20 protein-coding genes are annotated in these 22,838 nt (G+C 52.1%); 10 read left to right on the top strand and 10 right to left on the bottom strand.

Translation table 11 applies throughout. From position 1 onward, the window contains the following. Nucleotides 1–21: 21 nt before the first annotated feature. Both ACYVH9_RS19140 and ACYVH9_RS19135 read right to left on the bottom strand, forming a co-directional pair. Nucleotides 22–1,725: a M56 family metallopeptidase gene (locus ACYVH9_RS19140; protein ID WP_460637986.1), complete on the bottom strand. Its 1,704-nt coding sequence runs from the start codon at nt 1,723–1,725 to the stop codon at nt 22–24. A 2-nt stretch (nt 1,726–1,727) separates the two neighbouring features. After that, a complete protein-coding gene (locus tag ACYVH9_RS19135) occupies nt 1,728–2,090 on the bottom strand; it encodes a BlaI/MecI/CopY family transcriptional regulator (RefSeq protein ID WP_460637985.1) in 363 nt (120 codons plus the stop codon). A gap of 190 nt (nt 2,091–2,280) precedes the next feature. Between ACYVH9_RS19135 and ACYVH9_RS19130 the strand changes: the two genes are divergently transcribed. Beyond that, nucleotides 2,281–2,754 (top strand): gliding motility lipoprotein GldH, encoded by a 474-nt coding sequence (locus tag ACYVH9_RS19130; protein ID WP_460637984.1) that lies wholly within the window; start codon nt 2,281–2,283, stop codon nt 2,752–2,754. Between the two features lies 1 nt (nt 2,755). Then, nucleotides 2,756–3,385, top strand: a complete 630-nt coding sequence (locus tag ACYVH9_RS19125; protein ID WP_460637983.1) for an LON peptidase substrate-binding domain-containing protein — start codon at nt 2,756–2,758, stop codon at nt 3,383–3,385. A 21-nt stretch (nt 3,386–3,406) separates the two neighbouring features. Here ACYVH9_RS19125 and ACYVH9_RS19120 read toward each other — a convergent pair whose 3' ends face one another. After that, nucleotides 3,407–4,543: an AI-2E family transporter gene (locus ACYVH9_RS19120; protein ID WP_460637982.1), complete on the bottom strand. Its 1,137-nt coding sequence runs from the start codon at nt 4,541–4,543 to the stop codon at nt 3,407–3,409. Between the two features lie 71 nt (nt 4,544–4,614). Between ACYVH9_RS19120 and ACYVH9_RS19115 the strand changes: the two genes are divergently transcribed. Continuing rightward, nucleotides 4,615–5,460, top strand: coding sequence for an SdiA-regulated domain-containing protein (locus tag ACYVH9_RS19115; RefSeq protein WP_460637981.1), 846 nt, complete (start codon nt 4,615–4,617; stop codon nt 5,458–5,460). Nucleotides 5,461–5,477: 17 nt separating this feature from the next. Here ACYVH9_RS19115 and ACYVH9_RS19110 read toward each other — a convergent pair whose 3' ends face one another. Beyond that, on the bottom strand, nt 5,478–5,966 hold the full coding sequence (locus tag ACYVH9_RS19110; protein WP_460637980.1) for a GNAT family N-acetyltransferase: 489 nt from the start codon (nt 5,964–5,966) through the stop codon (nt 5,478–5,480). Nucleotides 5,967–6,247: 281 nt separating this feature from the next. Between ACYVH9_RS19110 and ACYVH9_RS19105 the strand changes: the two genes are divergently transcribed. Beyond that, nucleotides 6,248–6,733, top strand: coding sequence for a hypothetical protein (locus ACYVH9_RS19105; protein ID WP_460637979.1), 486 nt, complete (start codon nt 6,248–6,250; stop codon nt 6,731–6,733). A 31-nt stretch (nt 6,734–6,764) separates the two neighbouring features. On the opposite strand, the gene ACYVH9_RS19100 is transcribed toward ACYVH9_RS19105, so the two are convergent. Together ACYVH9_RS19100 and ACYVH9_RS19095 are read right to left on the bottom strand one after the other, a co-directional pair. Further along, complete coding sequence (locus ACYVH9_RS19100; RefSeq protein ID WP_460637978.1) at nt 6,765–7,871, bottom strand: GHMP family kinase ATP-binding protein; 1,107 nt, start codon at nt 7,869–7,871, stop codon at nt 6,765–6,767. Nucleotides 7,872–8,131: 260 nt separating this feature from the next. Then, nucleotides 8,132–9,502 carry a Gfo/Idh/MocA family protein gene (locus ACYVH9_RS19095; protein WP_460637977.1) on the bottom strand — a complete coding sequence of 457 codons (1,371 nt, stop codon included), beginning with the start codon at nt 9,500–9,502 and terminating at the stop codon, nt 8,132–8,134. Between the two features lie 239 nt (nt 9,503–9,741). Here ACYVH9_RS19095 and ACYVH9_RS19090 point away from each other — a divergent pair, with 239 nt between their 5' ends. After that, complete coding sequence (locus ACYVH9_RS19090; RefSeq protein ID WP_460637976.1) at nt 9,742–10,764, top strand: LacI family DNA-binding transcriptional regulator; 1,023 nt, start codon at nt 9,742–9,744, stop codon at nt 10,762–10,764. Between the two features lie 10 nt (nt 10,765–10,774). On the opposite strand, the gene ACYVH9_RS19085 is transcribed toward ACYVH9_RS19090, so the two are convergent. Further along, nucleotides 10,775–12,253, bottom strand: coding sequence for a xylulokinase (locus ACYVH9_RS19085; protein WP_460637975.1), 1,479 nt, complete (start codon nt 12,251–12,253; stop codon nt 10,775–10,777). A gap of 177 nt (nt 12,254–12,430) precedes the next feature. On the opposite strand from ACYVH9_RS19085, the gene ACYVH9_RS19080 reads away from it, so the two are divergent. Together ACYVH9_RS19080 and fcl are read left to right on the top strand one after the other, a co-directional pair. Beyond that, nucleotides 12,431–13,339 carry a metallophosphoesterase gene (locus ACYVH9_RS19080; protein WP_460637974.1) on the top strand — a complete coding sequence of 303 codons (909 nt, stop codon included), beginning with the start codon at nt 12,431–12,433 and terminating at the stop codon, nt 13,337–13,339. A 126-nt stretch (nt 13,340–13,465) separates the two neighbouring features. Continuing rightward, nucleotides 13,466–14,404: a GDP-L-fucose synthase gene (fcl, locus tag ACYVH9_RS19075; RefSeq protein WP_460637973.1), complete on the top strand. Its 939-nt coding sequence runs from the start codon at nt 13,466–13,468 to the stop codon at nt 14,402–14,404. An 86-nt stretch (nt 14,405–14,490) separates the two neighbouring features. Here the strand turns inward: fcl and ACYVH9_RS19070 are convergent, their stop codons facing one another. Next, entirely contained in the window at nt 14,491–15,126 is a 636-nt protein-coding gene (locus tag ACYVH9_RS19070; RefSeq protein ID WP_460637972.1) for an acetyltransferase, read from the bottom strand. A 115-nt stretch (nt 15,127–15,241) separates the two neighbouring features. Here ACYVH9_RS19070 and ACYVH9_RS19065 point away from each other — a divergent pair, with 115 nt between their 5' ends. The 3 genes from ACYVH9_RS19065 (at nt 15,242) to ACYVH9_RS19055 (ending at nt 20,420) form a co-directional block, all read left to right on the top strand. Next, the gene (locus ACYVH9_RS19065; RefSeq protein ID WP_460637971.1) at nt 15,242–16,027 is read left to right on the top strand and encodes a UDP-2,3-diacylglucosamine diphosphatase; all 786 of its coding nucleotides are present in this window, start codon (nt 15,242–15,244) and stop codon (nt 16,025–16,027) included. Nucleotides 16,028–16,105: 78 nt separating this feature from the next. Beyond that, complete coding sequence (gene sbcD / locus ACYVH9_RS19060) at nt 16,106–17,368, top strand: exonuclease subunit SbcD (RefSeq protein WP_460637970.1); 1,263 nt, start codon at nt 16,106–16,108, stop codon at nt 17,366–17,368. Continuing rightward, the gene (locus tag ACYVH9_RS19055; protein ID WP_460637969.1) at nt 17,340–20,420 is read left to right on the top strand and encodes an AAA family ATPase; all 3,081 of its coding nucleotides are present in this window, start codon (nt 17,340–17,342) and stop codon (nt 20,418–20,420) included. Before sbcD ends, ACYVH9_RS19055 begins: the two co-directional genes overlap by 29 nt. Nucleotides 20,421–20,516: 96 nt before the next feature. On the opposite strand, the gene ACYVH9_RS19050 is transcribed toward ACYVH9_RS19055, so the two are convergent. Next, complete coding sequence (locus tag ACYVH9_RS19050; RefSeq protein ID WP_460637968.1) at nt 20,517–21,347, bottom strand: enoyl-ACP reductase FabI; 831 nt, start codon at nt 21,345–21,347, stop codon at nt 20,517–20,519. 93 nt (nt 21,348–21,440) lie between these two features. After that, nucleotides 21,441–22,814, bottom strand: a complete 1,374-nt coding sequence (locus ACYVH9_RS19045) for a methyltransferase RsmF C-terminal domain-like protein (RefSeq protein WP_460637967.1) — start codon at nt 22,812–22,814, stop codon at nt 21,441–21,443. Nucleotides 22,815–22,838 lie beyond the last annotated feature (24 nt).

Below are 22,838 nucleotides of genomic sequence, written 5' to 3'. Positions count from 1 at the left end.
GTGATCGCGTTGTTACGACAATTAAAGCAATTGACTTTTCGTAGTTACCACCACCAGCCCCTTGGTGGTGAAGGGCGGGTTTACGGTCCCGGCCGTCCGCTGATCGAAAACCGCAATGGATAGCTTATCATCAATTGGCACTCCCAGAAATTGCTGGTAAGAGCCTACTTTGCCATCGATCAGGTACGTAAAAAGATGCTGCTGATTCAGGGGAAGCGTTTTTTTGTGCAGCAACTGGCGCCCCATCGCCATGACGTCTGGATTGGCCGAAAAAACCGCATCCAGAATTTTGCCATCAATCGTGGTGGCACCAAACCGTCCGGTGGTACCAAATCGTTTTACGGCTTCCTGCGCCGTCAGCACCTGCCGCTTGTGATCGGCCACCGAACCAAACCCAAACGGTTGGCCCGGGCGCAGGTTCAGCACGCGGCCATTGAGTACGATCATCGGTTTTTCGCGCTCCCAGATTGAGAACAGCGTATCGGGCAATTGCATGATCCGGCGGGTTGTCTGCACCACGTACGGCATCGACCGTTTCGGTTGCACGGCTGTCACCACAAACGGCGGAATTTGTCGAAGCGATTTGGCTACCACTTTCTGTCCGGCGGTTACTTCAACGGAAATATAATCGATCTGACCGGCCGGATTAATGTCGGCTTGGTAGTGCAGCGTCATACCTTTTTCGGCAAAAGCGGCCCGCATCACTTCCAGATCCTGACCAGTTGTCACGGCGGTGACGAGTCCGAAAACCCCGGATTCAGTGGAAACAACGTATTTGGACACCGTTTTGGGGGCGATGAAAGCCGTACTGAAAAGCAAAATCCACAGGCTGAAAAGCAGGTAGCGCTGCCAGCCGGACGTCAGGCTTGAGCGATTCATCATCTGAATCCGGCTTTTCAATTGTTGCTGGTTAAATGAATTGGTGGTGGGCCGAACCGGAATGGGGGCGGCACCGGACAGGCTGGCTTTCAACAGGTAATATTGATACGCTTTGCGTTCAACCCCTTCTTCCAGAACTTCCCGATCCACCAGGTATTCCAGGTTTTCCTGGACCAGTTGCTGATGCCACCAGGCAAACGGGTTGAACCAGAAAACAATTCGCAGAAGTTCCGCCAGCAGCATATCCAGGCTATGCCACTGGCGGCAGTGAACGCGTTCGTGTAGTAGAATCTGGCTGAATTCATCCGGTTCATACAAATCCGGATTCAGAACCACCCAGTGAAAGAACGAAAAAGGAGCTTGAATTTTTGAGTTGACCACCAGCCGGATACCATCCTCCTGCGAGCGCTCCGACCGTAGTATCAGCCGGGCCAGCGACAAGAGTTGTACCAGCAGGCGGCCTGCCAGAAAGATCACCCCTGCCAGGTAAAGCCACAACACCAGCTTTTGCCACTGGAATAGTATTTCTTCCGATGGGGACGGCACCAGCTCATCGGGTACACGGGCTTGTAGTTTGGGACCTGCTGACACCTCCGGGGCCGGATTCAGCCTCGACCAATCCATTGCCCGCAGGTTAGGAACGGTTTGCTGAACCAGATTGCGAACGGGTGCGGGCCGGAAGTCGGGCAGTTCGACCAGCGGCAGCGCCAGCGACAGGCCAACGTTCAGCGCCAGCAAATACCGGTTGAGGCCAAACCAGGTGGCCCGACGGAGCAGTACCCGATAGCAGAGCGTTAGCACTGCCAGAATCAGACCCGCTTGCAGGAGGTAAATCAACAGGTTCATGGCTACTGCCCTTTCTCGATCATCGTAATGATTTCTTTCAGCTCATCCACCGAAATCTTGTCCTTCTTGGCGAAATAGCTCACCAGATTCTTGTAAGAATCATCAAAATAGTCGGATACGACTTTTTTCAGGACAAAGCGGTTCTGGTAGTCTTCCTTGCTGATGATCGGGTAGTATTCGTGGGTGTTGCCGTACGCCCGGTGGCCAACGTAACCTTTTTCTTCCAGATTACGGATGATGGTCGATACGGTGTTATAATGGAGCGGGGGATCGGTAAAGTAGGGCAGCATATCTTTTACAAACGACTGCTCGACTTTCCACAAAACCTGCATGATTTCTTCTTCTTTAGCGGTTAGCTTTTCCATTGTGCTTTACGTATAGGTTAACATTTTTTCAGGTTGCCGGACAAAATCCAGGCTACTTGAACACAAGATAAAACGATCCGGATAGTTTGCAAACTATTTTCGTAGTTTTTTATCGTAATGAATCCGGATTTCGTTTCATTGGAAACTTATCCTGACGGTCGTAGTTTTGCAGAAAGACCGTTTACGCCCGATGAAGAAATTAACACTAGGAGTACTGGCCGTATTGGGGTGGCTGCTCGTCAGCTGCGACGAAAAAGCCGTCTATAAGGGCATCGACGATATCAAAGATGGAACCTGGTACATCAACAATGCGCCGGAATTTACGTTTGAGATTGAAGATACAACCATCACATATTCCATTTATTATAACATCCGAAACAGTGTTTCGTACCCGTACTACAACCTTTACATTCGTCGTTATTTGCTCGATGATGGGGATAAAACGCTGGAATCGAAACTGGATGAGCTGACGCTGCTTGATCCTAAAACCGGAAAACCGTACGGCGACGGCCTGGGCGACCTGTTTGATCACCGCATCAGCATGTTGAAAAACTACCGTTTCCCCCGCAGGGGAAAATACACGATCCGGCTGCGACAGTACATGCGCCAGAATCCCCTGCCAGCCATTCACAGTGTGGGCGTAACGGTGGAAAAAGATCTGTAGTATGGAACATTACTTGCCCCTCTTCCCGCTGAATCTGGTTGTTTATCCGAATGAAGAGTTAAATCTGCACATTTTTGAGGAACGATACCGGCAATTGATTGGCGAATGCCTGGAAACCGGCGAACCGTTTGGAATTCCGGCTTTTATCAACAACAAAATGCCCGGTTACGGAACCGAGGTTCGCATCACCAGCTTGTCGAAGCGCTACGAGGACGGTCGGCTGGACATCCAATCAAAAGGTATCCGAATTTTCCAGATCGCGAGCTTTGAAAATCCGGTGCCGGGTAAGTTGTATGCGGGTGGGCGGGTCAAGATACAGGAAACCATACCCGAAATGGGCCAGCATCTGGACGAATTAACCCAGAAATTAAGGCAGCTTTATAAATTGCTTCAAATCAAATCAGAGGTTGATTTTGCTACCCCTTTGTTATCGTTCCGGATTGCGCACAAAATGGGTCTGTCGGTTGATGAAGAGTACGAGCTGCTGACCTTGGCGGACGAAAATGAACGCCAGCAATTCCTGGTCCGACACCTCGACCGGATTCTGCCCGTAGTTTCCGAAATCGAACGGACCAAGGAACGCATCAAAATGAACGGGCATTTCAAAAACCTGGACCCGCTAAAGTTTTAGTGATTGCGTTTGGCCAGTTTCTCAATCCACCAGATTCTTCACCTTTTTGGGGAGTTTATCGGTCAACTCTTTTACATTCAGTGGTTTGGTTTTTTGTCGCTCGGCTTCGCCCAACAGGAAACCGTATGGTTTGAGCGGATCAACGGCGTCGAAAATGACCTTGAGGATGGCTGTCATGGGTAGTGCAAGAATCAAGCCCGTGACGCCCCAGAGCTGGCCCCAAAGCAATAAAACAACAATAGCAGCCAATGGATTGATGCTAACTTTTGAGCCGACGATATAGGGCGTAATAAAATTACCTTCCAGAATCTGGACAAACGAAAAAACGCCAATTACGCCCAGCGCAATCAGCGGATTGTCATTGGTCAGCAGCGTGAACAACGCGGGCAGCAGTGATCCGATCAGAATGCCGATGTATGGGATCAGAATCATAAATGCACCCAGAAAACCGAAGAAAACGGCGTAGTCGATGCCCAGAATAAGCAGCCCGACGGTATTGAGCACCCCCACAATAACGATAACCAGCACCAGGCCAACCAGATAATCTTTCACTACGGTATAGATACGGCCAAATACCACATCAATTTTTGCCCGTTTGGTGCTGCTGAATACCTTGTAAAAAAATGACCGGAAAAAATCGCGGTACAGCATCAGAAAGAAAATATACAGCGGCACAATCGAAATTGTCGACAGCGTGTTGGTCGTTGCCAGCAGCGTGGAGGTCAGGAACGATCCGCTTTCCCGAATCAGGTCATTGAAATAGGTTTTGGCCCGTTCGGCCAGTTCGGTGCGCTCAATATGAAACCGGTCTTCGCCGAAGGTCTGAAGCCGATCCAGAATCTGATTTCCTTTTTGCAGTAATTTGGGGGCTTCCTGCGTAAAGCTGGTAATTTGCAGCGAGACCAGGTAAAATAGTAGGTACAAAAAACCGATTACGATGACTAGGCATACCAGAATTGCCGGAACCCGTGGTACTCCCAAGCGCTCCAACCGATGATCGATGGGATACAGAATCATGGCAAACAGCACGGAAAAGATCAGGGGAACCAGCAACTCCTGAATCGCGGACAACCAATAAACCAGAATTGTTGTGATGATCAGGATACAGGCCAGCCGGACGTACGACGGTAGATTGACTTCGGGAAATTTGTTTTCCATATTTTTGAAAATAAGACGATAGATGAGCGAAAAAGCTTTTCCCGAGTCTATCGTTCAAACGTAGTGGGCTTATGACCTCTTTCTTACTCTTTTTATTCTCGATAAAAGTTGCATTCTGCTCCTGCCACGTCGAAAACAAACGCAGCGGTTTTCGGAGCGGTCGTTCGCAGTATACCGTTTCGCGGATGGGGCAGTTGGCGGCTGTGGTCAACGAAAGTTCCGGACTCGTTTACCAACCGCACCGCCGGACGTTCTGGACCCATAACGACAGCGGAGGCCGCCCCACGCTTTACGAAATTGACCACGCGGGTTCCCTCGTTGATTCGCTTCCGTTGCCCATGCTTCAAAACCGGGATTGGGAAGCGCTGACCCGCTCGGATTCGACGGTTTTTTTCATTGGCGATATCGGTAATAATGCCAATGCCCGGCCCCAACTCCAGATTTACCGGGTTGATACCAAACTACCTAACCAATTTCGGCAAATAACGTTTCGTTACGCCAACCAGGAAAGTTTCCCCGCTTCGAAAGATACGCGTAATTTCGACAGTGAGGCCCTGTTTTTCGCCAAAGACAGCTTGTTTTTAGTGTCAAAAAATCGTTCATACCCCCGGCGGTTTGTCAACCTGTACGGCCTGCCCGCCCAGGCTGGCGAATACGCCGTATCACCGTTGGATAGTGTATTCCTGAAAAGCATGGTGACGGATGCGGCCCTTAGTCCCGACGGGCAGACACTGGCGGTGCTGACTTACGGAAAGATTTTTCTGTTCGAACAGAAAAATAACCGAATCAACTTCCGGCATCCAACCCGTTGCCTACGGATTCCGCGCGGCCAAACCGAGGGTCTTACGTTTGTGAACAACACCGATCTGGTGATGACAAACGAGCGGGGAAAGATGTATCTGATTCAGAAGAAATAAATAGGTTTCCCCAGCGGTTAAAACCGGAGAATGTAATACTGGCAGCGAAACGCCCGTCCAAATTCGTGAATAGTTTTCTGGTACGTGGGCACAAAACCGTTTCGTTCATAAAACCGCATCAGCGAAGGCCGGGTAGCATCGGTTTCGAGCTGAATTTCCCGGAGTCCGCGTTGTAGACACGCCTGGCGGCAAAAGGCGAGGATGGGGGCAAAGAAATTCTGTCCGGCAAAAGAGCGCCGAATCGCCAGTTTGTGAATAAAACCGGCGGTGTTGTCGGGCACATCCCCAAAGTAGAGTGGATCTTTCCATTGCAGAATGAACGTGGCTGCGGGTTCGTCATCGGCGTACATTACGTAGCAGTTGCCCCGCGTATAATCATCAAAGAGATTCTCCGCTACGAGGGTATCCGGCTGCCATAATTCCTGCTGGGAGTCGGTGAGCCATTGGCCCACTTCGCGTACAATGGCCAGAAAATCGTCGGGTCGGTCGTTCCGAAACGTAAACATGCAGCCTGTACCGAACGGTTTTGAGAAGGTGGCCCGGCGGTATCATAGCAAACTTATAGCTACTACAGTTCCAGCGAGAGCGGCAAAATTTCAGTTACGAGCGGTTTTCAGGTTGCAGGCGACTTCGCGGCAGGCGTATCTGTTTTAGTAACTCAGATTTTGTCCTTTCGAATACCCTTTTTGACTACGCAAACGAGTCTTTTGTCCCGGCAAGTGGTGACGGTCAACTGGCGGGCTATGGCGTGCTTACATTTGATGATCACGATCAAATTATTCACACCATGAAAAAGATTTTATTGGCCGTAAGCCTGGTTTGGGCGGTCACGGCCTGTCAATTGCAACAGGGGACCGAGCTGGTCAATCCGTTGAAAAATCCCGCCACTACCCCGGGTGGCCCCGTTTTGAACATCCCCGATGACTTGCCTTTGGTGCCGGTTGTGCATGGGCAGGGCGAGATCCAATACCGGTACATCCCATCTGCCACCGCTGGCGTGTTTATTTTTTATACGACCAGATCCTTTACCGCGTCGCAGTATATGGAAATCAGGGTCGATGGGAAGGCAATGGGACGAATAACCAAAAGCTGGAAAAACTCAGAACCGCCGGGTTCCAATGCTCCGCTCGACGGCTCCGTCGTTTTTGTGCGGGCGACGGCGGGTAAACACAGCGTTGGCTATTTTTTCAACGCGGGGGGCGGTTCTACCTCGGAGTATTATGTTGCGAACGTTCCAATCGATGCCTGGTCGTATCAACCTTACCGGTTTTAGCAAATACCCGGAAACCGGACAAGTCTAGCTTTTAGTCAGTAACGGGCAGCACCTGTGGATGCAGCGACACACCCTGATCAACCCGAATGATGTACGGTTTTCCTCCCGCGCGCTCGATGGCTTCGGCAACGGCTTCCGGGTTTTCGGGGGCATAGGCAAACATGCAGCCACCCCCTCCGGAACCGTTGATTTTTCCACCGTAGGCACCCGCTTTCATTGCTTCTTCAATCATTCGGTCAATCTTGGGCGTCGAAACCCGTTTGGCCTCCCGAAGACTATTCTGGTGAGTGGTCAGCAAATCGCCCAGCCGTTGATGATCAACAGCGCCGGTTTTGAACATGGTGAGCGCTTCCCACAGCACATCGCGGTCGGAGAGGTTGCCTTTTAGCAGAACGATCTCGTCCGGCGTCAGCAAATGGCGGTATTCTTCCGCTTTCTCCCGGGGGCAATCGGGGAGCGAAAACGTTGGGTCATACTGACGGATTTTTTCCATTGCACCGAGCATACCGAATTTGACGTGCCTCAACACGCCGATGGTGTCTTTGGGTTGGCGGGAGTCGCCCAGAACAAACGTGCCAAGTTGGGGGCGAAACGATTCCAGATGAATGGTCGGTTGGGATTCCAGGTAGATAACGCCCCCGACCGCCGTGGCGTAGTGGTCCATCATGCCGCCGGGTTCGCCAAATTCCAGCACTTCGGCCGTGTAGGCCAGTTCGGCCAGGCGTTTGGCGGAAAGCGTTTGGGGAACATCGGCCAACTGGCTCAGAACAGCAAGCCAGGTGACCAGCAGTGCGGATGAACTCGACGTTCCGGAATTGATCGGAATATTTCCCCGAACCTCGCCCCGGATACCATTCGAAAACCGAAACCCTTCCCGGATGAGAATATTGATGGCCGAGCGGAAATAATCCCGGTCGTGTTGGTAGGGCAGCGGAAGCGTGGCCAGCGAAAATCGTTCTTCAGCCTCTATATCGGGCAGGGCCAACCTCACTTCTAGCTGCGAAAAAGGTTCGGCGGTGATCTGGATGCGTTGGGAAATGGCTGCGGCAATGACGGGCAATCCCAGGTAATCCTGGTGCTCTCCAAACAAACAAATACGGCCAGGGGTAGAGATGGTAAGTGGTACGATTAAAGACATGAGCAAGGGGTATTACGAAAACAGAAAATGGGTTTACTACGCCGACACGACCATCAACACAAACCGACAAGCAGTTTGCTTGGGGCAAACTACTTGTCGGGAAAAGAACGCGGTATTTACGAAAGAAAAGGGTTGGGTTAGGAGAGTCATTAAAGTGATTCGGACGGAGGTTGTTTCTGGTTGAAAGCGTTGATTCCCAGCAACAGGCGTTCCGTTGATCAAGTGTATGGTGGAACCGGCTACCTACGTAGCAACTTGAATTAATAAATCTCGTTCAGTCCGAAAATCGGTTTGTTGGTTTTCCACTTGCCGCGCGTAAAATCCGGAATTTCAATTGGTTTGCTGCCTTTGGCAATGGACTCTTCCGAAAGCGGGCTGATGGCGCTCCAAACGGCGGCATCATACACATCAATCGGTGGGGCAACCTGTGCTTTAACGGATTCGATGAAAGCCCGCATCACGAAGAAATCAATACCGCCGTGGCCTCCGCTTTGGGCTGTCTGGCCGTGTTGTTTCCAGAGCGGGTGATCATATTTTTCCTGGTAGGCACTGAACGGTTCCCACTCGTGTGGTTTAGGGCTGGTTCCTTCCAGGTAAATCGTTTTGCCGTCGTCCATCCAGATGCCCTTTGTGCCCTGCGCCCGAAAACCGAGCGAATAGGGGCGGGGCGAGTTGGTGTCGTGCATGATGACGATGTTTTCGCCGTTGGCACACTGCACCATCGTGGTCACCACATCACCGAGTTTGAAATTAACCTTCGCATTGGGGTGATTCGGCCCGCCCTTGTCAACAATGTAGTTGTGCAAGCCACGCGATTTGGTGGCCATTGAGGTCAGGTAGGTAAACCGGTTTCCACGGTTGATGTCCAGCCAGTGGGCCACGGGTCCCAATCCGTGCGTTGGGTACAGATCACCGTTGCGGTCCACCGAGTGCTGGGTACGCCAGCGGGCTTCAGAATAGCCTTTTTCGCCAAACTCGGCCCCAACGCCCCCTTTGCCATCGTTGAATTTGATGTTGCGCAGATCGTGCTGGTAGCCACAATGAGCGTAGAGCATCTCCCCAAACATTCCCTGCCGGATCATGTTCAGCACCGCCAGCACATCCCGGCGGTAGCAGACGTTCTCCAGAATCATGCAATGGGAACCGGTTTTCTCGAACGTATTAACCAGGTCCCAGGATTCTTTCAGCGTTACCGTGGCCGACACTTCAACTGCGGCATACTTTTTGGCTTTCATGGTAGCCACGGCCATCGGCACGTGCCATTCCCAGGGAGTGGCAATCACCACGCCGTCGATGTCGTCGCGCTTCAGCATGTTCAGGAAATCCTCATCGCCTTTGGTATACGCCACGGGCTTTTTCTTGCCCGCTTTTTCAATCATGGCGTTGGTGCGGCTGATGGCCTCCGGATCGGGATCGCAAATGGCCGTAATCACCACATCATCGCGCAGCGTGGCCTGACGAACGTGGCTGCGGCCCCGTGACCCCACGCCAATGAAAGCCAGACGAACCTGCGACAGAGCTGCCGGTTTCTGAGCCGCCGTAGCGGTTTCGAACAGCGAAGGAATCAAAGGAACAGCCGCCGTGCTGAGGGCTGCCGTGCGCAGGAAGTTTCGGCGTGAAGAGATGGACATGCAAGGGTCGCTGGAATGAAATACGGTTATTCTGGGTACAATGAAATTCTAATCAGTGCTGAAAATTGGCGAAAATCAGACTGCCAATCAATCAAAATCGTCGCATCATCGGGCTGGTTTAGGCCATTTTCGGTTGCGCAAACGTTTGTTCTAAGCTGCGCAAACGTTTGTGCAAACCACAGGAAATTTTGGAGTCGTTGACGAATGAAGTAAATTGTAAGGCGATTAGACGACACACAATGAAAGAGGCCGTTACGATTAAAGAGATTGCCCGGCAATTGAATGTGTCGCCATCCACCGTATCCCGGGCGTTGCAAAACCATCCGCGCATCAGTACGCATACCCGCGACGCGGTTCACGCGCTGGCCGATCAGTTGAAGTACTTGCCCAGTACAACGGCCCGCAACCTGCAACGGGGCCGCACGGGGGTTATCGGGATGGTTTTGCCCGAAATTCGGGAGGATTTTTTCTCGGAAGTAATCAACGGCGTGGAGGAGCTGGCGTTTGAACACCATGTGACGGTGGCTTTGTACCAATCCCGTAACCGGTTCGACCGCGAAAAGCAGATTCTGACGATGCTGGCGTCCAACCGGGTCGACGGGGTGTTGTTGTCCGTTGCCAAGGAAACCCAGCAGGTGCATCATATTCAGGAACTGGTAGACCGCCAGATTCCGCTGGTGCTTTTTGATCGTATTCCGCCCCACATTGCGGCCCATCAGGTAGAATGCAACATTGAGCAGGGCGCTTACGAAGCCACCAAATGGCTGGCCCGGCGCGGCCACCAACGCATTGCGCTTCTGAATGGCCCCCACACGCTACTGGCGAGCGAGGAACGGTATCGCGGCTACATTACGGCGCTGGTGGAAGAAGGCCTTCCCGTCGAAAATACGCTGATCAAGCGAAGCGATCTGACCACGCCGGAAACGGTTCTAAAAATGAACCAGCTCCTGTCGTCAGCTACGCCACCAGATGCTGTGCTGGCGTTCAATGATTACGTGGCGCTGGATGCCATGCAGGTTTGCCGGACGCATGGATTGGTGGTCAACCGCGATATTGCGTTCGTAAGTTTTGCGAACCTGCCACTTAATACCTACCTGGAGCACCCACCCCTGGCGTCGGTTGAGCAGCATCCGTACCAGATCGGGTTTATGGCGGCTGAAATTCTGCTGAACGTGATCAACGGGAAAATCGCGCCGAACGATTTGCAAAAAATAACCCTCGCGCCCGAATTGGTAATCCGGGGAGCCAATGAACTGATTTAGTAGGTGCCGCCTAGCCGTTGAGCGTGTCTAACCATTTTTCGTACGCATTCCGGTAGGCTTCCTGCGCCCGCATGTCGGGTTCGATAACGCGGGTGACCTTCAAGCCCGTAAACGCTTCCTGACGGTTTTTGTACAGGCCAAGCCCCAACCCCGCACCCCGGGCGGCTCCCTGCGCGCCATCGGTATTAAAGAGCTGAATTTCGGCACCAGTCAGGTTTGCGAGGGTATCGCGGAAGAGCGGACTGAGGAACATGTTGGCCTCGCCGGCGCGGATTGTTTTGAGGCCAACGCCCACTTGTTCCATCACCTGAATACCGTAGTAAAACGAGAACACGATACCTTCCTGAGCGGCCCGAATCCAGTGGGGTAAACCGTGGCGAGTCAATTGCAAACCGTGGAATGATGCGCCGTGATCCTGATTTTCCAGCACCCGCTCGGCGCCGTTGCCGAAAGGCAGACATACCAGACCGTCGGCCCCGACGGGTGCCTGAATCGCCAGATCGTTCATTTCGGCGTAACTAACCGAACCGCGTAGTAGTTGATTGCGCAGCCAGCTGTTCAGAATTCCCGTGCCGTTGATGCAAAGCAGAACGCCGTAGCGCGGGGCTTCGGGTGTGTGGCTGACGTGCAGAAACGTATTGACGCGGGATTGCGGATCGTATTTGGCCTGATCACTGACTCCGTAAACGACGCCCGAGGTTCCGGCGGTGGCCGCAATTTCGTTGGGTTCCAGGACGTTCAGCGAAAACGCGTTGTTGGGCTGGTCGCCCGCCCGGTAGGTAACCGGCGTGCCGGGAGCCAGGCCAAGTTCGCTGGCGGCCCGGGAGGTCAGTTCCCCCTGAACGGAGAAAGTTGGTTTTAAACTGGAAACAAGGGCCGGGTCGAACCCAAAATAATCGAGCAGGAAATCCGCCGGTTGTTCGTTCTGAAAGTCCCAGAGAATGCCTTCCGACAGGCCCGAAGACGTGGTGACAACTTCGCCGGTCATGCGGGCTGCCAGGTAATCGCCCGGTAGCATGAATTTATGGATTTTGTCGTATACGGTGGGTTCGTTTTCTTTCACCCACGCCAGTTTTGCCGCCGTAAAATTGCCCGGTGAATTGAGCAGGTGTTGCAGACTTTTGGTACGTCCAACCTGTTCAAACGCTTTTTCGCCGTACGGAACCGCCCGGCTGTCGCACCAGATGATGGATGGGCGTAAAGCATTTAGTTCCTTGTCAACCACCACCAAACCGTGCATTTGGTACGAAATACCGATGGCTTTCACATCCTGCGGTTTTACACTGGCTTTTGACAAAACGGTTTTGGAAGCCAGACAGGCGTTTTTCCACCAGGCATCGGGATTCTGTTCGGCAAAACCGGGCTGGGGCGCGTCAATCGCCATTTCTGATTCAGGGAAAAATGCCGTAGCGGCAACCGCGCCGGTTTCCGCTTCCAGTAGACACGCTTTTACGGAAGAACTGCCAAGATCAAATCCAAGAAGATACATGCTGCGCAAGGTTCAGGGTTGAGTTGCAAAGTAACGCATGAGCGCCAAGTTCGCCAAATGAATGCGGAGCAACACGGTTTTACCGATAGAACGGCATTCTCTTATTTCGTCAATGTTCGTTTGGTAACTACCCGGAATCTCTATTTCTTCGCTGGAATTTGTAACGCGCTGATTCATATGCGAACGCTGTACGGTTTTTTTCGGGTGCTGGCCTTTTGGCTGATGGGAACTTGGGCGATGGCCCAAACCGACAGCATTCCGCTGTTTACGTTTGGCATCATGACCGATGTGCAGTATTGCGACTGCGACAATGCCGGAACACGGCATTACCGTTCTTCGCTCCGGAAACTTCGGGAGGCTGTGAAGGTGTTCAACCAGAATAACGTAGACTTTGTGATGCACCTGGGCGATTTTATCGATCACGACTTTCAAAGTTACGACACACTGAACGCGCTGGTCAGCCAGCTGGAAAGCCCGCTTTTTCAGGTGCTGGGCAACCATGATTTTTCGGTTCGGCCCGAAGAACTAAAAAAAGTGCCAAAGACGTTGCGGATGAAAGGGCGGTATTATTCGATGGTTCGGGCTCGCTGGCGGTTTATCGTGCTGGATGGGAATGATCGCAGCGTATACGGTCAGGAAAAAACGAGTGAAGAATATGAACTGGCTGTCCGGCAATTAGAAGCACTGAAGGCAAAGAAAGCGCCCAATGCCCAGACCTGGAACGGCGGGCTGGGCGAAAAGCAGCTCGGCTGGCTGCGAAAAGAATTGGCCAGGGCGGCCAAAAAGAAAGAAAACGTGCTGGTGTTCTGCCATTTTCCGCTCGTACCCGAAAACGATCCGCATCTGTTGTGGAATGCACAGAACGTGCGGTCGTTGCTGGAAGAGTATCCGAATGTGGTCGCATATCTGAATGGTCATGTGCACGTGAGCAGTCATCTTACTCAAAAAGGCATTCAGTACGTGACGCTTCGAGGAATGGTGGAGCTGGAAGAAAATGGCTTTGGTATCGTGAATGTGTACCGCGATTCCGTAAAAATCAACGGTTTTGGTTCCGAAAAAGACCGGCTGTTGCGCAAGGAGAATTAGGATTCGGTCGACCAATGGATTGAGCGGCACTCCTGGTTGATGGTTTTGCGAAACAACGGTTTTTGTCGAAAAACCGTTGTTTCTTTTCTCAAAAACCGTGTATAACTTCGTTCAAAAATAATACTTGTGGAAAAAGACGCAAAAATATACGTAGCGGGTCACCGAGGCATGGTGGGATCGGCCATTGTCCGGAAATTGCAGGCTGAAGGGTTTGAAAATTTGCTGGTTCGTACCTCGTCGGAGCTGGATTTGCGGAACCAGGCGGCTGTGGAGGAGTTTTTTGAAACCGAAAAACCGGATTATGTTTTTCTGGCGGCTGCCAAAGTGGGCGGCATCGTGGCCAACAATACGTACCGTGCCGAGTTTTTGTACGATAACCTGCTCATCGAGGCCAATATTATTCACCAGGCTTATCGGACAGGCGTTAAAAAACTGCTGTTCCTGGGCTCTTCGTGTATTTACCCCAAACTGGCTCCGCAGCCGTTGCAAGAGGACTATTTGCTGAGTGGCTTTCTGGAAGAAACCAACGAACCGTACGCCATCGCGAAAATTGCTGGTATCAAATTGTGCGAATCGTACCGGCGGCAATACGGCTGCAATTTTATTTCGGCCATGCCTACCAACCTGTATGGTCCGAACGACAACTACGATTTGCAGAATTCGCACGTTTTGCCCGCCTTGATCCGCAAATTCCACGAAGCGAAAGTGAACGGGCAGCCTTCCGTCGAAGTCTGGGGCACTGGCTCACCGCGTCGGGAATTTCTGCACGCTGATGACCTGGCCGATGCCTGCTTCTTCCTGATGGAGAATTACAATGACGAGCTGTTTGTCAACATCGGCACGGGCGAGGACGAAACCATTCGCGAACTGGTGGATCAGGTGCGGCAGGTGGTGGGCTATGAGGGCGAGGTTCACTGGAATACCGACAAACCCGATGGAACCCCCCGCAAACTCATGGACGTATCGCGGCTGCACGCGCTGGGCTGGAAACACACCACTTCACTGAAAGACGGTCTGGTAATTACCTACCAGGATTTCCTGGCGAATGAAGAACTCTATGTGTAATCATTAACGATCACCCAGCACTAATCAGAGACTCTCACGCTTATTCAAATGTTCTCTGATTAGTGCTGGGTAGCCACTCAAATCGCTTACCCCACTTTCTGCGCCGGATTCCCAAATACCGTAGTATTGGCGGCTACATTTTCAATAACAACGGAACCCGCTCCGATCCGGGCGTTTTTGCCAATCGTGACGCCCGCAACAATCGTAACGCCCGTGCCAATAAACGCGCCTTCTTCAATTGTGACGGCCGGATTGATGAGACTTCCCGTTCCGATGTGTACGAAATCTCCCAGCTTGGCCTGTGCGTCAATCACCGAGCCGGATTGAATGATGCAATGCTGCCCGATTTCGGCAAACGGGTTGACAACTACCCGGGCGGCAATCAGGTTGCCGTGGCCGATACTAGCCAGCGTCGAAACCGTGGCCGTGTCGTGAATGGCATTGACGGGTTGCACATGCCGCCGATCATTGAGCATTTTGACGAGCTTTTTTCGGACACGCGTATCGCCCAGCGCCACAAATGCTTCGCACTTCTGGCCGATCAGTTTCAGAAAACCGTCATCGTCGGTTTCGCCCAGCACCGACACATCGCCGAATTCCCGACCATGTAAGCTTTTATTGTCATCCAGCAAACCGTAGACGACCACGCCGTTGCGCTGGAAAATATCCAGGGCCGTGACGCCCAGACTGCCTGCTCCGAAGATGAGTACCGGATTCTCCATTATGTATTGATTCCTGTTATGGTATTGTTAAGAAACCCCGCAACCACCCCAAAAAGTTTGCAATCCGGTAAAATTGCGGCAATAGCGCCTTCATAATCGAATCGTATTTTCGGACATGAAACACACTACTCATTTCCGGACGATCGTCGTTTCGGATGTGCATTTGGGAACGAGCGGTTCGAAGGCAAAAGAAGTAACGGATTTCTTGAAGTACTACAGTTGCCAGAAATTAATTCTCAACGGCGACATCATTGACGGCTGGCAGTTGCGCCGGGGGAGCGAGTGGAAGAAAAAACACACGGCGTTCTGGCGGGCCGTGCTGAAGGCGATGGACAAACATGATACGAAAGTAATTTACCTGCGCGGCAACCACGATGATTTTCTGGACCAGATCATGCCCCTGCGGCTCGGGAAATTCTTCTCCATCCGGAAAGATTACGTGTTGAGCTCCGGCGAAAAACGGTTTTACATCACCCACGGCGACGTTTTCGATACCATTACGACCCAGATGAAGTGGTTGGCGTACCTGGGCGATATGGGCTACACCTTTCTGTTGTGGATCAATAAATGTTATAATAATTACCGGGCCTGGCGCGGGCTGTCGTATTACTCACTGTCGCAACGCGTCAAAAATCGGGTCAAGCAGGCCGTTAATTACATCTCGGACTTCGAAGAGAAACTGACCGAACTGGCCAAAGCCCGCAACTGCGACGGCGTTATCTGCGGCCATATTCACCACCCGGCGATCCGGCAGTTTGGCGATCTGATTTACATGAATTCCGGTGATTGGGTCGAATCGCTCAGTGCCCTGGTCGAAGATCACGAGGGCAACTGGAACTTGCTGTATTATAGCGCCGAACTCGAAAAAGCCGAGTTGCTGCCCGCTCTTTACCAGTCCTGATTCCAGTTTTTCGTCATCTACGAAATTGGCCGCTTCCAGTATTTTTCGCTAACTTCCGGTTGAGAAGTACTGGCAACTATGAAAATCCTGCATACCGCAGACTGGCATCTGGGGAAACGGCTGTATAAACACGATTTGCGCGACGACCATGTCCGGTTTCTGGACTGGCTGGCCGAAACGATGGAAAACCGTGAAATCGATGTCCTGCTTATTTCGGGGGATGTATTCGATACCACCAACCCCAACGACGGGTCGATGCAGCTGTACTACCAGTTTCTGACCCGAATGCTGCCACTGGAACGGAAAATCATCATTACCGGCGGCAACCACGACTCCCCCAGCAAACTCAACGCCCCCCGCGAACTGCTCCGCCATCTGAACATGCACGTGGTTGGCTGCACGACGGGCGACTGCACGGACGAAATCATTCGGCTGGCCACCGGCTCGACGGATCTGCTTGTGGCTGCCGTACCGTACCTCCGGGATAGTGATTTGCGACAGTCGATTTCCGGGCAAACGTACGAAGACCGCATTGAGGCTGTGCGGATGGGCATTCGTAATCATTACGAACGCCTTGTTGACCACTGCCAGACCGACTACCGTGATGTGCCGGTGTTGGCAATGGGGCATTTGTACGTCAACGGTGCTACGGTTTCGCCGGAAAGCGAGCGGGAGATTCACGCTGTGGGCGGGCAGGCGGCCTTTTCGTCGGAGCATTTTCCGCCGGGTTTTGATTATGTCGCTCTGGGGCACATTCACGTTCCACAAGTCATTGGTGCGGTCGAAACCGTGCGGTACAGCGGTTCGCCGTTGCCACTGAGTTTTGGCGAACGCGACAACCGGCATCAGGTGCTGGAACTGACGGTGGAGAATGGCAAAATCAAAACCGTAGAAACCGTGCCAGTGCCGCGTTTTCGATCGTTGCGGCAGGTGGCAGGCCCCCTGGATGCGGTGCGGGAAACGCTGGATCAGTTAGAAACTACCGAAGAGTTGACCACCCTGGTGGAAGTGCTGGTGGAAGAAGAAAGTGAAAGCCTGTTGGTGCGCCAGCATTTTGAAAAACTGCAACGGGATTATGCCAACGCCCCGTTCCAGATTGCCAAATCCCGGCTGACGTTTCGCAATAAATTGAAAGGGCTGGATGCCCTGTACGTAGCGGATACCAATCTACAAGATTTGTCGTACCTCGATGTGTTCGACCGTCGGCTGGATGCGTCGCAGGTCGAGGGGCAAGAGCGCGAGGTGCTTCTGGAAACTTATAAAGAATTGTATCGTTTGGTTACGGAACAGGCGGCCCATCCCGTACAACTGCATGAAAATCCGACAAATACGCTTTCGTAATATCAATTCCTTTTACGGCGAACACCCGCCAATTCAGTTCAACGACGGTTTGTTGAAAAGTACCGGTCTGTTTGTCATTGCCGGACCCACCGGTGCGGGCAAATCGACCTTGCTGGATGTGATTACACTGGCGCTGTTCAACCGCGTTCCGCGAATTTCGGGGGCTATTTCGAACAGCAATATCGTTGAAGAGGGAATTCTGGTCAATCAGCAGGCGGCCTTGGAACCCGGTACGGCGGCTTATGCGGAGGTGGAATACGAAGTGAGCGGCAAGGCATATCGGTCGCGCTGGTCGATCAAGAAAAACCGAAACGGCAACTGGAACAACTACGAAATGGAAATTGCCTTTCTGCCCGAAGGGGAAACAGAAGGCCAGTTGTTGCCAATCAAAGGCCTGAGTGAATTTCCGAAGAAAAACGAAGAACTAATCGGACTGACCTACGACCAGTTTATCCGGTCGATCGTGCTGGCGCAGGGCGCGTTTGATCAGTTTCTGAAAGCCCGGGCGGCCGAGCGGAGCAAAATGCTCGAACGCATTACCGGCACCGAAATTTACCGCCAACTGAGTCAGCGGGCCCACCAGGTCAATCGAGAGTACGAATTGAAAATTGCGGATAAACGCAAAGGGGTTGATCTGATTAATCTGCTCAGTGATGAACAGATCGAAGCGCTCAACGCACGCCAGAACGTGGTGGGTAGGCGCCTGGACGAACTGGCCAAAGAACTTGTTTTTTATACGCATGAAGAACAATACCGGCGCCAAATTACGGCGTCCGACCGGCAGCTTACTGATCTGGCAAAGCACCGCGAACGATTGGCCGAACAACGCCAGGCGTTTGTACCGGATGCCTTGCGCCTGCAGCGTCACGAACAGGTGGCCGATCTGGCCGCTCAGTTCTCCGACATTGCCAACGCTGAGCGCAACCGGAAAACCGCCGAGGAAGAACAGCAAGCCGCCCGCGCCAACCTGAGCGAGTTGGCCAAACAGCAGACTGTTTTGCTGGAGAAAGCCCAAAAGCTGACGCAGAACGCGCAACTGACCGACCAGGCGTTTGAGAAAGAAATCAACGATTTTCGGGAAAAGGTGCTGGCGTTGGTCAATCAGTACAATGCCGAGCGAGAAAAGGCCAAACCGGCCTTCAATTCCATCAGGAAGGAGTTGGAAAGTACCAAACTGGAATGGTTCCGGGCGCTGGATGTGCGGGATGTTGACGATATGAGTCGGTTGGTGAACGGACGGTTACAAGAGGTCAACATTCAACTGGTTCAGATTGAACAGGATTACCCCGCGCTGACGTCGGCTTCGATCCAGAACGAATTAAACCGGCTGCTGGACCAGGACCGTAATCTAGCCGAGTTGCGCACTATGTTGATTCAGCAGCAGGAACGATTGTTGGACGGCACGACCTTGAACGGCAAAATCAATGATCATACGGCTTTCCTGAATGAGTATCAAAAACCGTTGGGTAAGCTGGCGGCTGACGTAGAAGCGCTTCAGAACAGGATTGAACAGCTTCAAAACGCAAAACGGCGCCTGGCCGAAGAGGCCGATCTGGAGGAACTCCGGAAAGCATTGCAAGATAATGAGCCCTGCCCGTTGTGCGGCTCGCTGGATCATCCGTATGCGCAGCATTACATCAACCAGACCGGCAAACTTGAAGTAGAATTGCAGTTGGTGACGAAAGACTGGCAGATCCAAAAAGAAAAATACGAGGCATTACGGGCCAAGCTGCTGAAAATGCAGTCGGAGCTGGATACGTACCTCGACCAGCGAAACACCCTGCGGAAAGCGTATTCCGAAAAACGGAGTTTTATTTCCAATCGGCTGACCACCCTGGCTCTTGACCCTGAGCTTTCGCCGGAGCAGATTAACGATGCGCAGCAACTGAACCAGATTCAGCGGCAAGAACTAAACGAAATTCAAACGCTCTGGGAGCACGAGACTTTGCTTCGGCGGCTTTCGGACGATCTGGAAATCGTTCAGCAAAGCAAAAAGCAGGCCGAGGAGTTAAAAGCCCAGAAGGAACGGTTATTTGTGGGCGATGATGTACGGTTTTCGTGCGAGCAGCTGATCAATCAGTTCAATACCGTTCAGGCAAAAATCAGCACCCAGCAAACGTTGCTGGAAAAAGCCGGGCTGGCGGACGAAAGCGCGGACCAAAATTACCAGGCGCTGACTGCACACTTGCTGCCCATTTTGTCGGAACGCGGTTTTGACAGCCTGAGCGATGCCCGGGCGTGTCTGCTCGAAATCTCGACCGTCCGGCAGTTGCAGGACCGGAAAACCGCACTGGAAAAAGAAGCCGCCGAGCTGGATCGCAGGCAAAAGGAGGAAACACTAAAGCGGCAGGAGGCCGTAACCGCCTGTCAGACAGAATTGTCGTTGGAGGAGATCACGACCCAACTGCTGGAAGCCAAAAAAGAAGAAGCTCGCGAGCGGGAGAATATCGGCTACTACAAACGGCAATTGGAAGAAGACAAGGAAAAACGCCGGAATCATAAGCAATTGGCTAAAGACCTCCACAAGCTCGAAAACGAAGCGCGGCCCTGGCATGAGCTGGATCGGTTGATTGGCAGCGCAAAAGGCGATGACTACAGCAAATTTGCGCAGGGGCTGACACTGGCGCAGTTAATCGGCCTGGCCAACCGGCGTTTGAAAGACCTGTCGGATCGTTATCTGCTGTTGAAACCGCGCGATGGTCAGGATGAACTCTACGTGGTCGATCTGTACCAGGGGAGCACCGAACGGACGGTTTCCAGCTTGTCCGGTGGAGAGACGTTTACGCTCAGTCTGGCGCTGGCGCTGGGGCTGTCTGACCTGGCGTCTCAAAACGTGCAGATCAACAGCCTGTTTATTGACGAAGGTTTCGGAACCCTCGACCCCGATGCACTCGATACCGCCATTGTCATGCTCGAAAAGTTACAGCACGACAGCCAGAAAACGATTGGAATTATTTCTCACCGGCACGAAATCAAGGAGCGAATCAGCGTGCAGATCCAGGTGGAAAAAGGAATGGAGGGAAAGAGTAAGATTAAAATTCTTGAACTCTGATTACACGGATCGAAGGATACGAAAAAAGAATTTCAATGCATTCTTAGTAATCCTTCAATCCGTGTAATCACTGTCGCTTCGGCGGTCTAATCAAGACTACTGCTGTTGTTGTTGCATCTGGATCATTTTGTTCGCCATGTCTTCCGAAATACCGACGCTGGAGAAACCGCCATCGTGCAGCAGGTTCTGCATCGTTACTTTGCGGGTCAGGTCGCTAAACAGGGTGACCACATAATTGGCACAATCTTCAGCCGTTGCATTACCCAGCGGAGACATTACATCGGCATATTCGAAGAAAACATCAAAACCACCAACACCAGAACCGGCGGTGGTCATGGTTGGTGATTGAGAAATCGTGTTGACCCGAACATTTTTGGCTTTACCATACCGATAACCATAGCCACGGGCGATGGATTCGAGCACGGCTTTGGCGTCGGCCATATCCGTATAAAACGGAAAGGTACGCTGGGCCGCAATGTAGCTAAGGGCTACCACCGAACCCCATTCGTTGATGGCATCCAATTTTTCGGCAACATGCATCATTTTATGAAATGACAGGGCCGATACATCAATACTTTTCTGGTACCAATCGTAATTCAAATCGCCGTACGGACGGTTTTTGCGGATGTTCGGGCTCATGCCGATGGAGTGCAGCACAAAGTCGATTTTGCCCCCTAAAACGTCAATAGACTTGATATAAAGGTTTTCGATGTCTTCCAGAGAGGTGGCATCGGCCGAGATAATTTCGGCTTCGCACTGGTCTGCCAGTTGTTTAATGGCACCCATTCGCATCGCAATTGGTGCGTTCGACAGCGTAAAGGTGGCACCTTCTTCTTTCGCTTTCAGTGCTACCTGCCAGGCAATGGATTTCTCGTCCAATGCTCCGGTAATGATTCCTCGCTTGCCTTTCAATAATCCGTAAGCCATGAATTCAGTTACTTTTTTGGGTGATCGAGTCGATTCAGAAGGGGGCAAAGTAACTACTTTTTTTGCTGGAATACCAATTCAGTGATTCAGGGTTTAGTACTCCTTGATATCCATCCGGATGCGCCATTCTTTGGGCAAATAATTGTTAACCCGATTACCAACGCCTTTCAGCCAGCCCAGGTTCAAGCCCTCGTATCGCGCCAGTAACCAGCCTTTTACGGTTTCGTTCAGAATCAGGTTTTCCTTCTTGAAATACCGAATGGCTTCTTCTTTGATCAGATCAATAGCCGGGAGGTTGTCGGCCAGCGCGGTGCTTAATGCAAGCGCGTGCGACGGGATGAAGTCATCCCCTTTAAAGGTTCCCATCTCCAGGCCAAATCCTTTGTTGTGTAAAGCCGTGTCCAGCATTCGCAGATCGGAAGATAACGCTTCCGGGATGGCAAAAACCGTTTCGTTTGGCTTAACGTAAAACGAGAAACCGTCGGGCTGTTTCAGATACGACTGCAAGATCTTGATCTGCCAGTTGCGCACGGGTTTCAGCGAGCGAAAGGCACGCGGAACCGCCATAACCGGGCTGGACCGCTGTTTCTTTTTGAAAACGCTCAGGAAAAAACCTTCACCTTTAACCCGGTGCGGATAACATTGATAGCCGATTGTCGGGCCCCTCTGTTTTTCAACAACACCCCACGACTCCGGTAGGCTTAGCTTTAGGCTTTCAAAACCTTGTTCGGCCAGCCAGGCCGCATTGTCCAGGTTTTCCTGATCGTTGTACGTACAGGTGCTGTAGAGCAGCAAACCGTCATCGCACAGCAGGGGAGCCGCAGCCGTCAGAATCCGTTGCTGCCGGGCCGCACAGATCCGAACGTTTTCTTCCGACCATTCACGCATGGCTTCCGGGTCTTTCCGAAACAGACCTTCGCCCGAGCAGGGAGCGTCGACCAGAACGAGATCGAAAAAACCGTTCAGGCTTCTGAAATCCTCCGGATCGTGATTACTGATCGCAACGTTAGGGTTGCCCCATTTTTCGAGATTTTCTCTCAGAATAGGGACCCGGCTACGGATTACTTCATTGCACACCAGAAGGCTGTCGGTGTTGAGGAGGGACGCGAGCAGGGTGCTTTTTCCGCCGGGGGCGGCACACAGATCGAGCATCCGCAACGGACGTTGCAAACGGACGGTTTGTTGCAGGGCTTCGGCCAACAGCATCGAGGAAGCTTCCTGGACATAATAGGCACCGGCCTGAAACCGGGGATCCAGCGTAAAAATGGGCCGTTCCGGCAAATAATGACCCTCCGCGCACCAGGGTATCAATTCTGACGGCGTCTCTAACCGAACATTCTTCTGTGGATTTATTCGAATACTTACTGGAGGTTGCTGCTGTAATGCGTCGCTAAAGGGCAAATAGTCCGTGCCCAACTGCTGTTGCATCCGTTGACGAAATGAGTCAGGTAGTTGGCTTTCAATCATTTGGTAAATATAATTTAACTAAGG

The sequence above is a fragment of the Larkinella harenae genome, assembly GCF_054780515.1.
Note: the sequence above shows the minus strand (reverse complement) of the source record. Positions and strands in the feature narration are given on the sequence as shown.

What these genes read in the sequence shown, in the direction of transcription:
- ACYVH9_RS19140 (WP_460637986.1), bottom strand. Translation starts at nt 1,725, where the DNA reads ATGAACCTGTTGATTTACCTCCTGCAAGCGGGTCTGATTCTGGCAGTG.
- ACYVH9_RS19135 (WP_460637985.1), bottom strand. Translation starts at nt 2,090, where the DNA reads ATGGAAAAGCTAACCGCTAAAGAAGAAGAAATCATGCAGGTTTTGTGG.
- ACYVH9_RS19130 (WP_460637984.1), top strand. Translation starts at nt 2,281, where the DNA reads ATGAAGAAATTAACACTAGGAGTACTGGCCGTATTGGGGTGGCTGCTC.
- ACYVH9_RS19125 (WP_460637983.1), top strand. Translation starts at nt 2,756, where the DNA reads ATGGAACATTACTTGCCCCTCTTCCCGCTGAATCTGGTTGTTTATCCG.
- ACYVH9_RS19120 (WP_460637982.1), bottom strand. Translation starts at nt 4,543, where the DNA reads ATGGAAAACAAATTTCCCGAAGTCAATCTACCGTCGTACGTCCGGCTG.
- ACYVH9_RS19115 (WP_460637981.1), top strand. Translation starts at nt 4,615, where the DNA reads ATGACCTCTTTCTTACTCTTTTTATTCTCGATAAAAGTTGCATTCTGC.
- ACYVH9_RS19110 (WP_460637980.1), bottom strand. Translation starts at nt 5,966, where the DNA reads ATGTTTACGTTTCGGAACGACCGACCCGACGATTTTCTGGCCATTGTA.
- ACYVH9_RS19105 (WP_460637979.1), top strand. Translation starts at nt 6,248, where the DNA reads ATGAAAAAGATTTTATTGGCCGTAAGCCTGGTTTGGGCGGTCACGGCC.
- ACYVH9_RS19100 (WP_460637978.1), bottom strand. Translation starts at nt 7,871, where the DNA reads ATGTCTTTAATCGTACCACTTACCATCTCTACCCCTGGCCGTATTTGT.
- ACYVH9_RS19095 (WP_460637977.1), bottom strand. Translation starts at nt 9,502, where the DNA reads ATGTCCATCTCTTCACGCCGAAACTTCCTGCGCACGGCAGCCCTCAGC.
- ACYVH9_RS19090 (WP_460637976.1), top strand. Translation starts at nt 9,742, where the DNA reads ATGAAAGAGGCCGTTACGATTAAAGAGATTGCCCGGCAATTGAATGTG.
- ACYVH9_RS19085 (WP_460637975.1), bottom strand. Translation starts at nt 12,253, where the DNA reads ATGTATCTTCTTGGATTTGATCTTGGCAGTTCTTCCGTAAAAGCGTGT.
- ACYVH9_RS19080 (WP_460637974.1), top strand. Translation starts at nt 12,431, where the DNA reads ATGCGAACGCTGTACGGTTTTTTTCGGGTGCTGGCCTTTTGGCTGATG.
- ACYVH9_RS19070 (WP_460637972.1), bottom strand. Translation starts at nt 15,126, where the DNA reads ATGGAGAATCCGGTACTCATCTTCGGAGCAGGCAGTCTGGGCGTCACG.
- ACYVH9_RS19065 (WP_460637971.1), top strand. Translation starts at nt 15,242, where the DNA reads ATGAAACACACTACTCATTTCCGGACGATCGTCGTTTCGGATGTGCAT.
- sbcD (WP_460637970.1), top strand. Translation starts at nt 16,106, where the DNA reads ATGAAAATCCTGCATACCGCAGACTGGCATCTGGGGAAACGGCTGTAT.
- ACYVH9_RS19055 (WP_460637969.1), top strand. Translation starts at nt 17,340, where the DNA reads ATGAAAATCCGACAAATACGCTTTCGTAATATCAATTCCTTTTACGGC.
- ACYVH9_RS19050 (WP_460637968.1), bottom strand. Translation starts at nt 21,347, where the DNA reads ATGGCTTACGGATTATTGAAAGGCAAGCGAGGAATCATTACCGGAGCA.
- ACYVH9_RS19045 (WP_460637967.1), bottom strand. Translation starts at nt 22,814, where the DNA reads ATGATTGAAAGCCAACTACCTGACTCATTTCGTCAACGGATGCAACAG.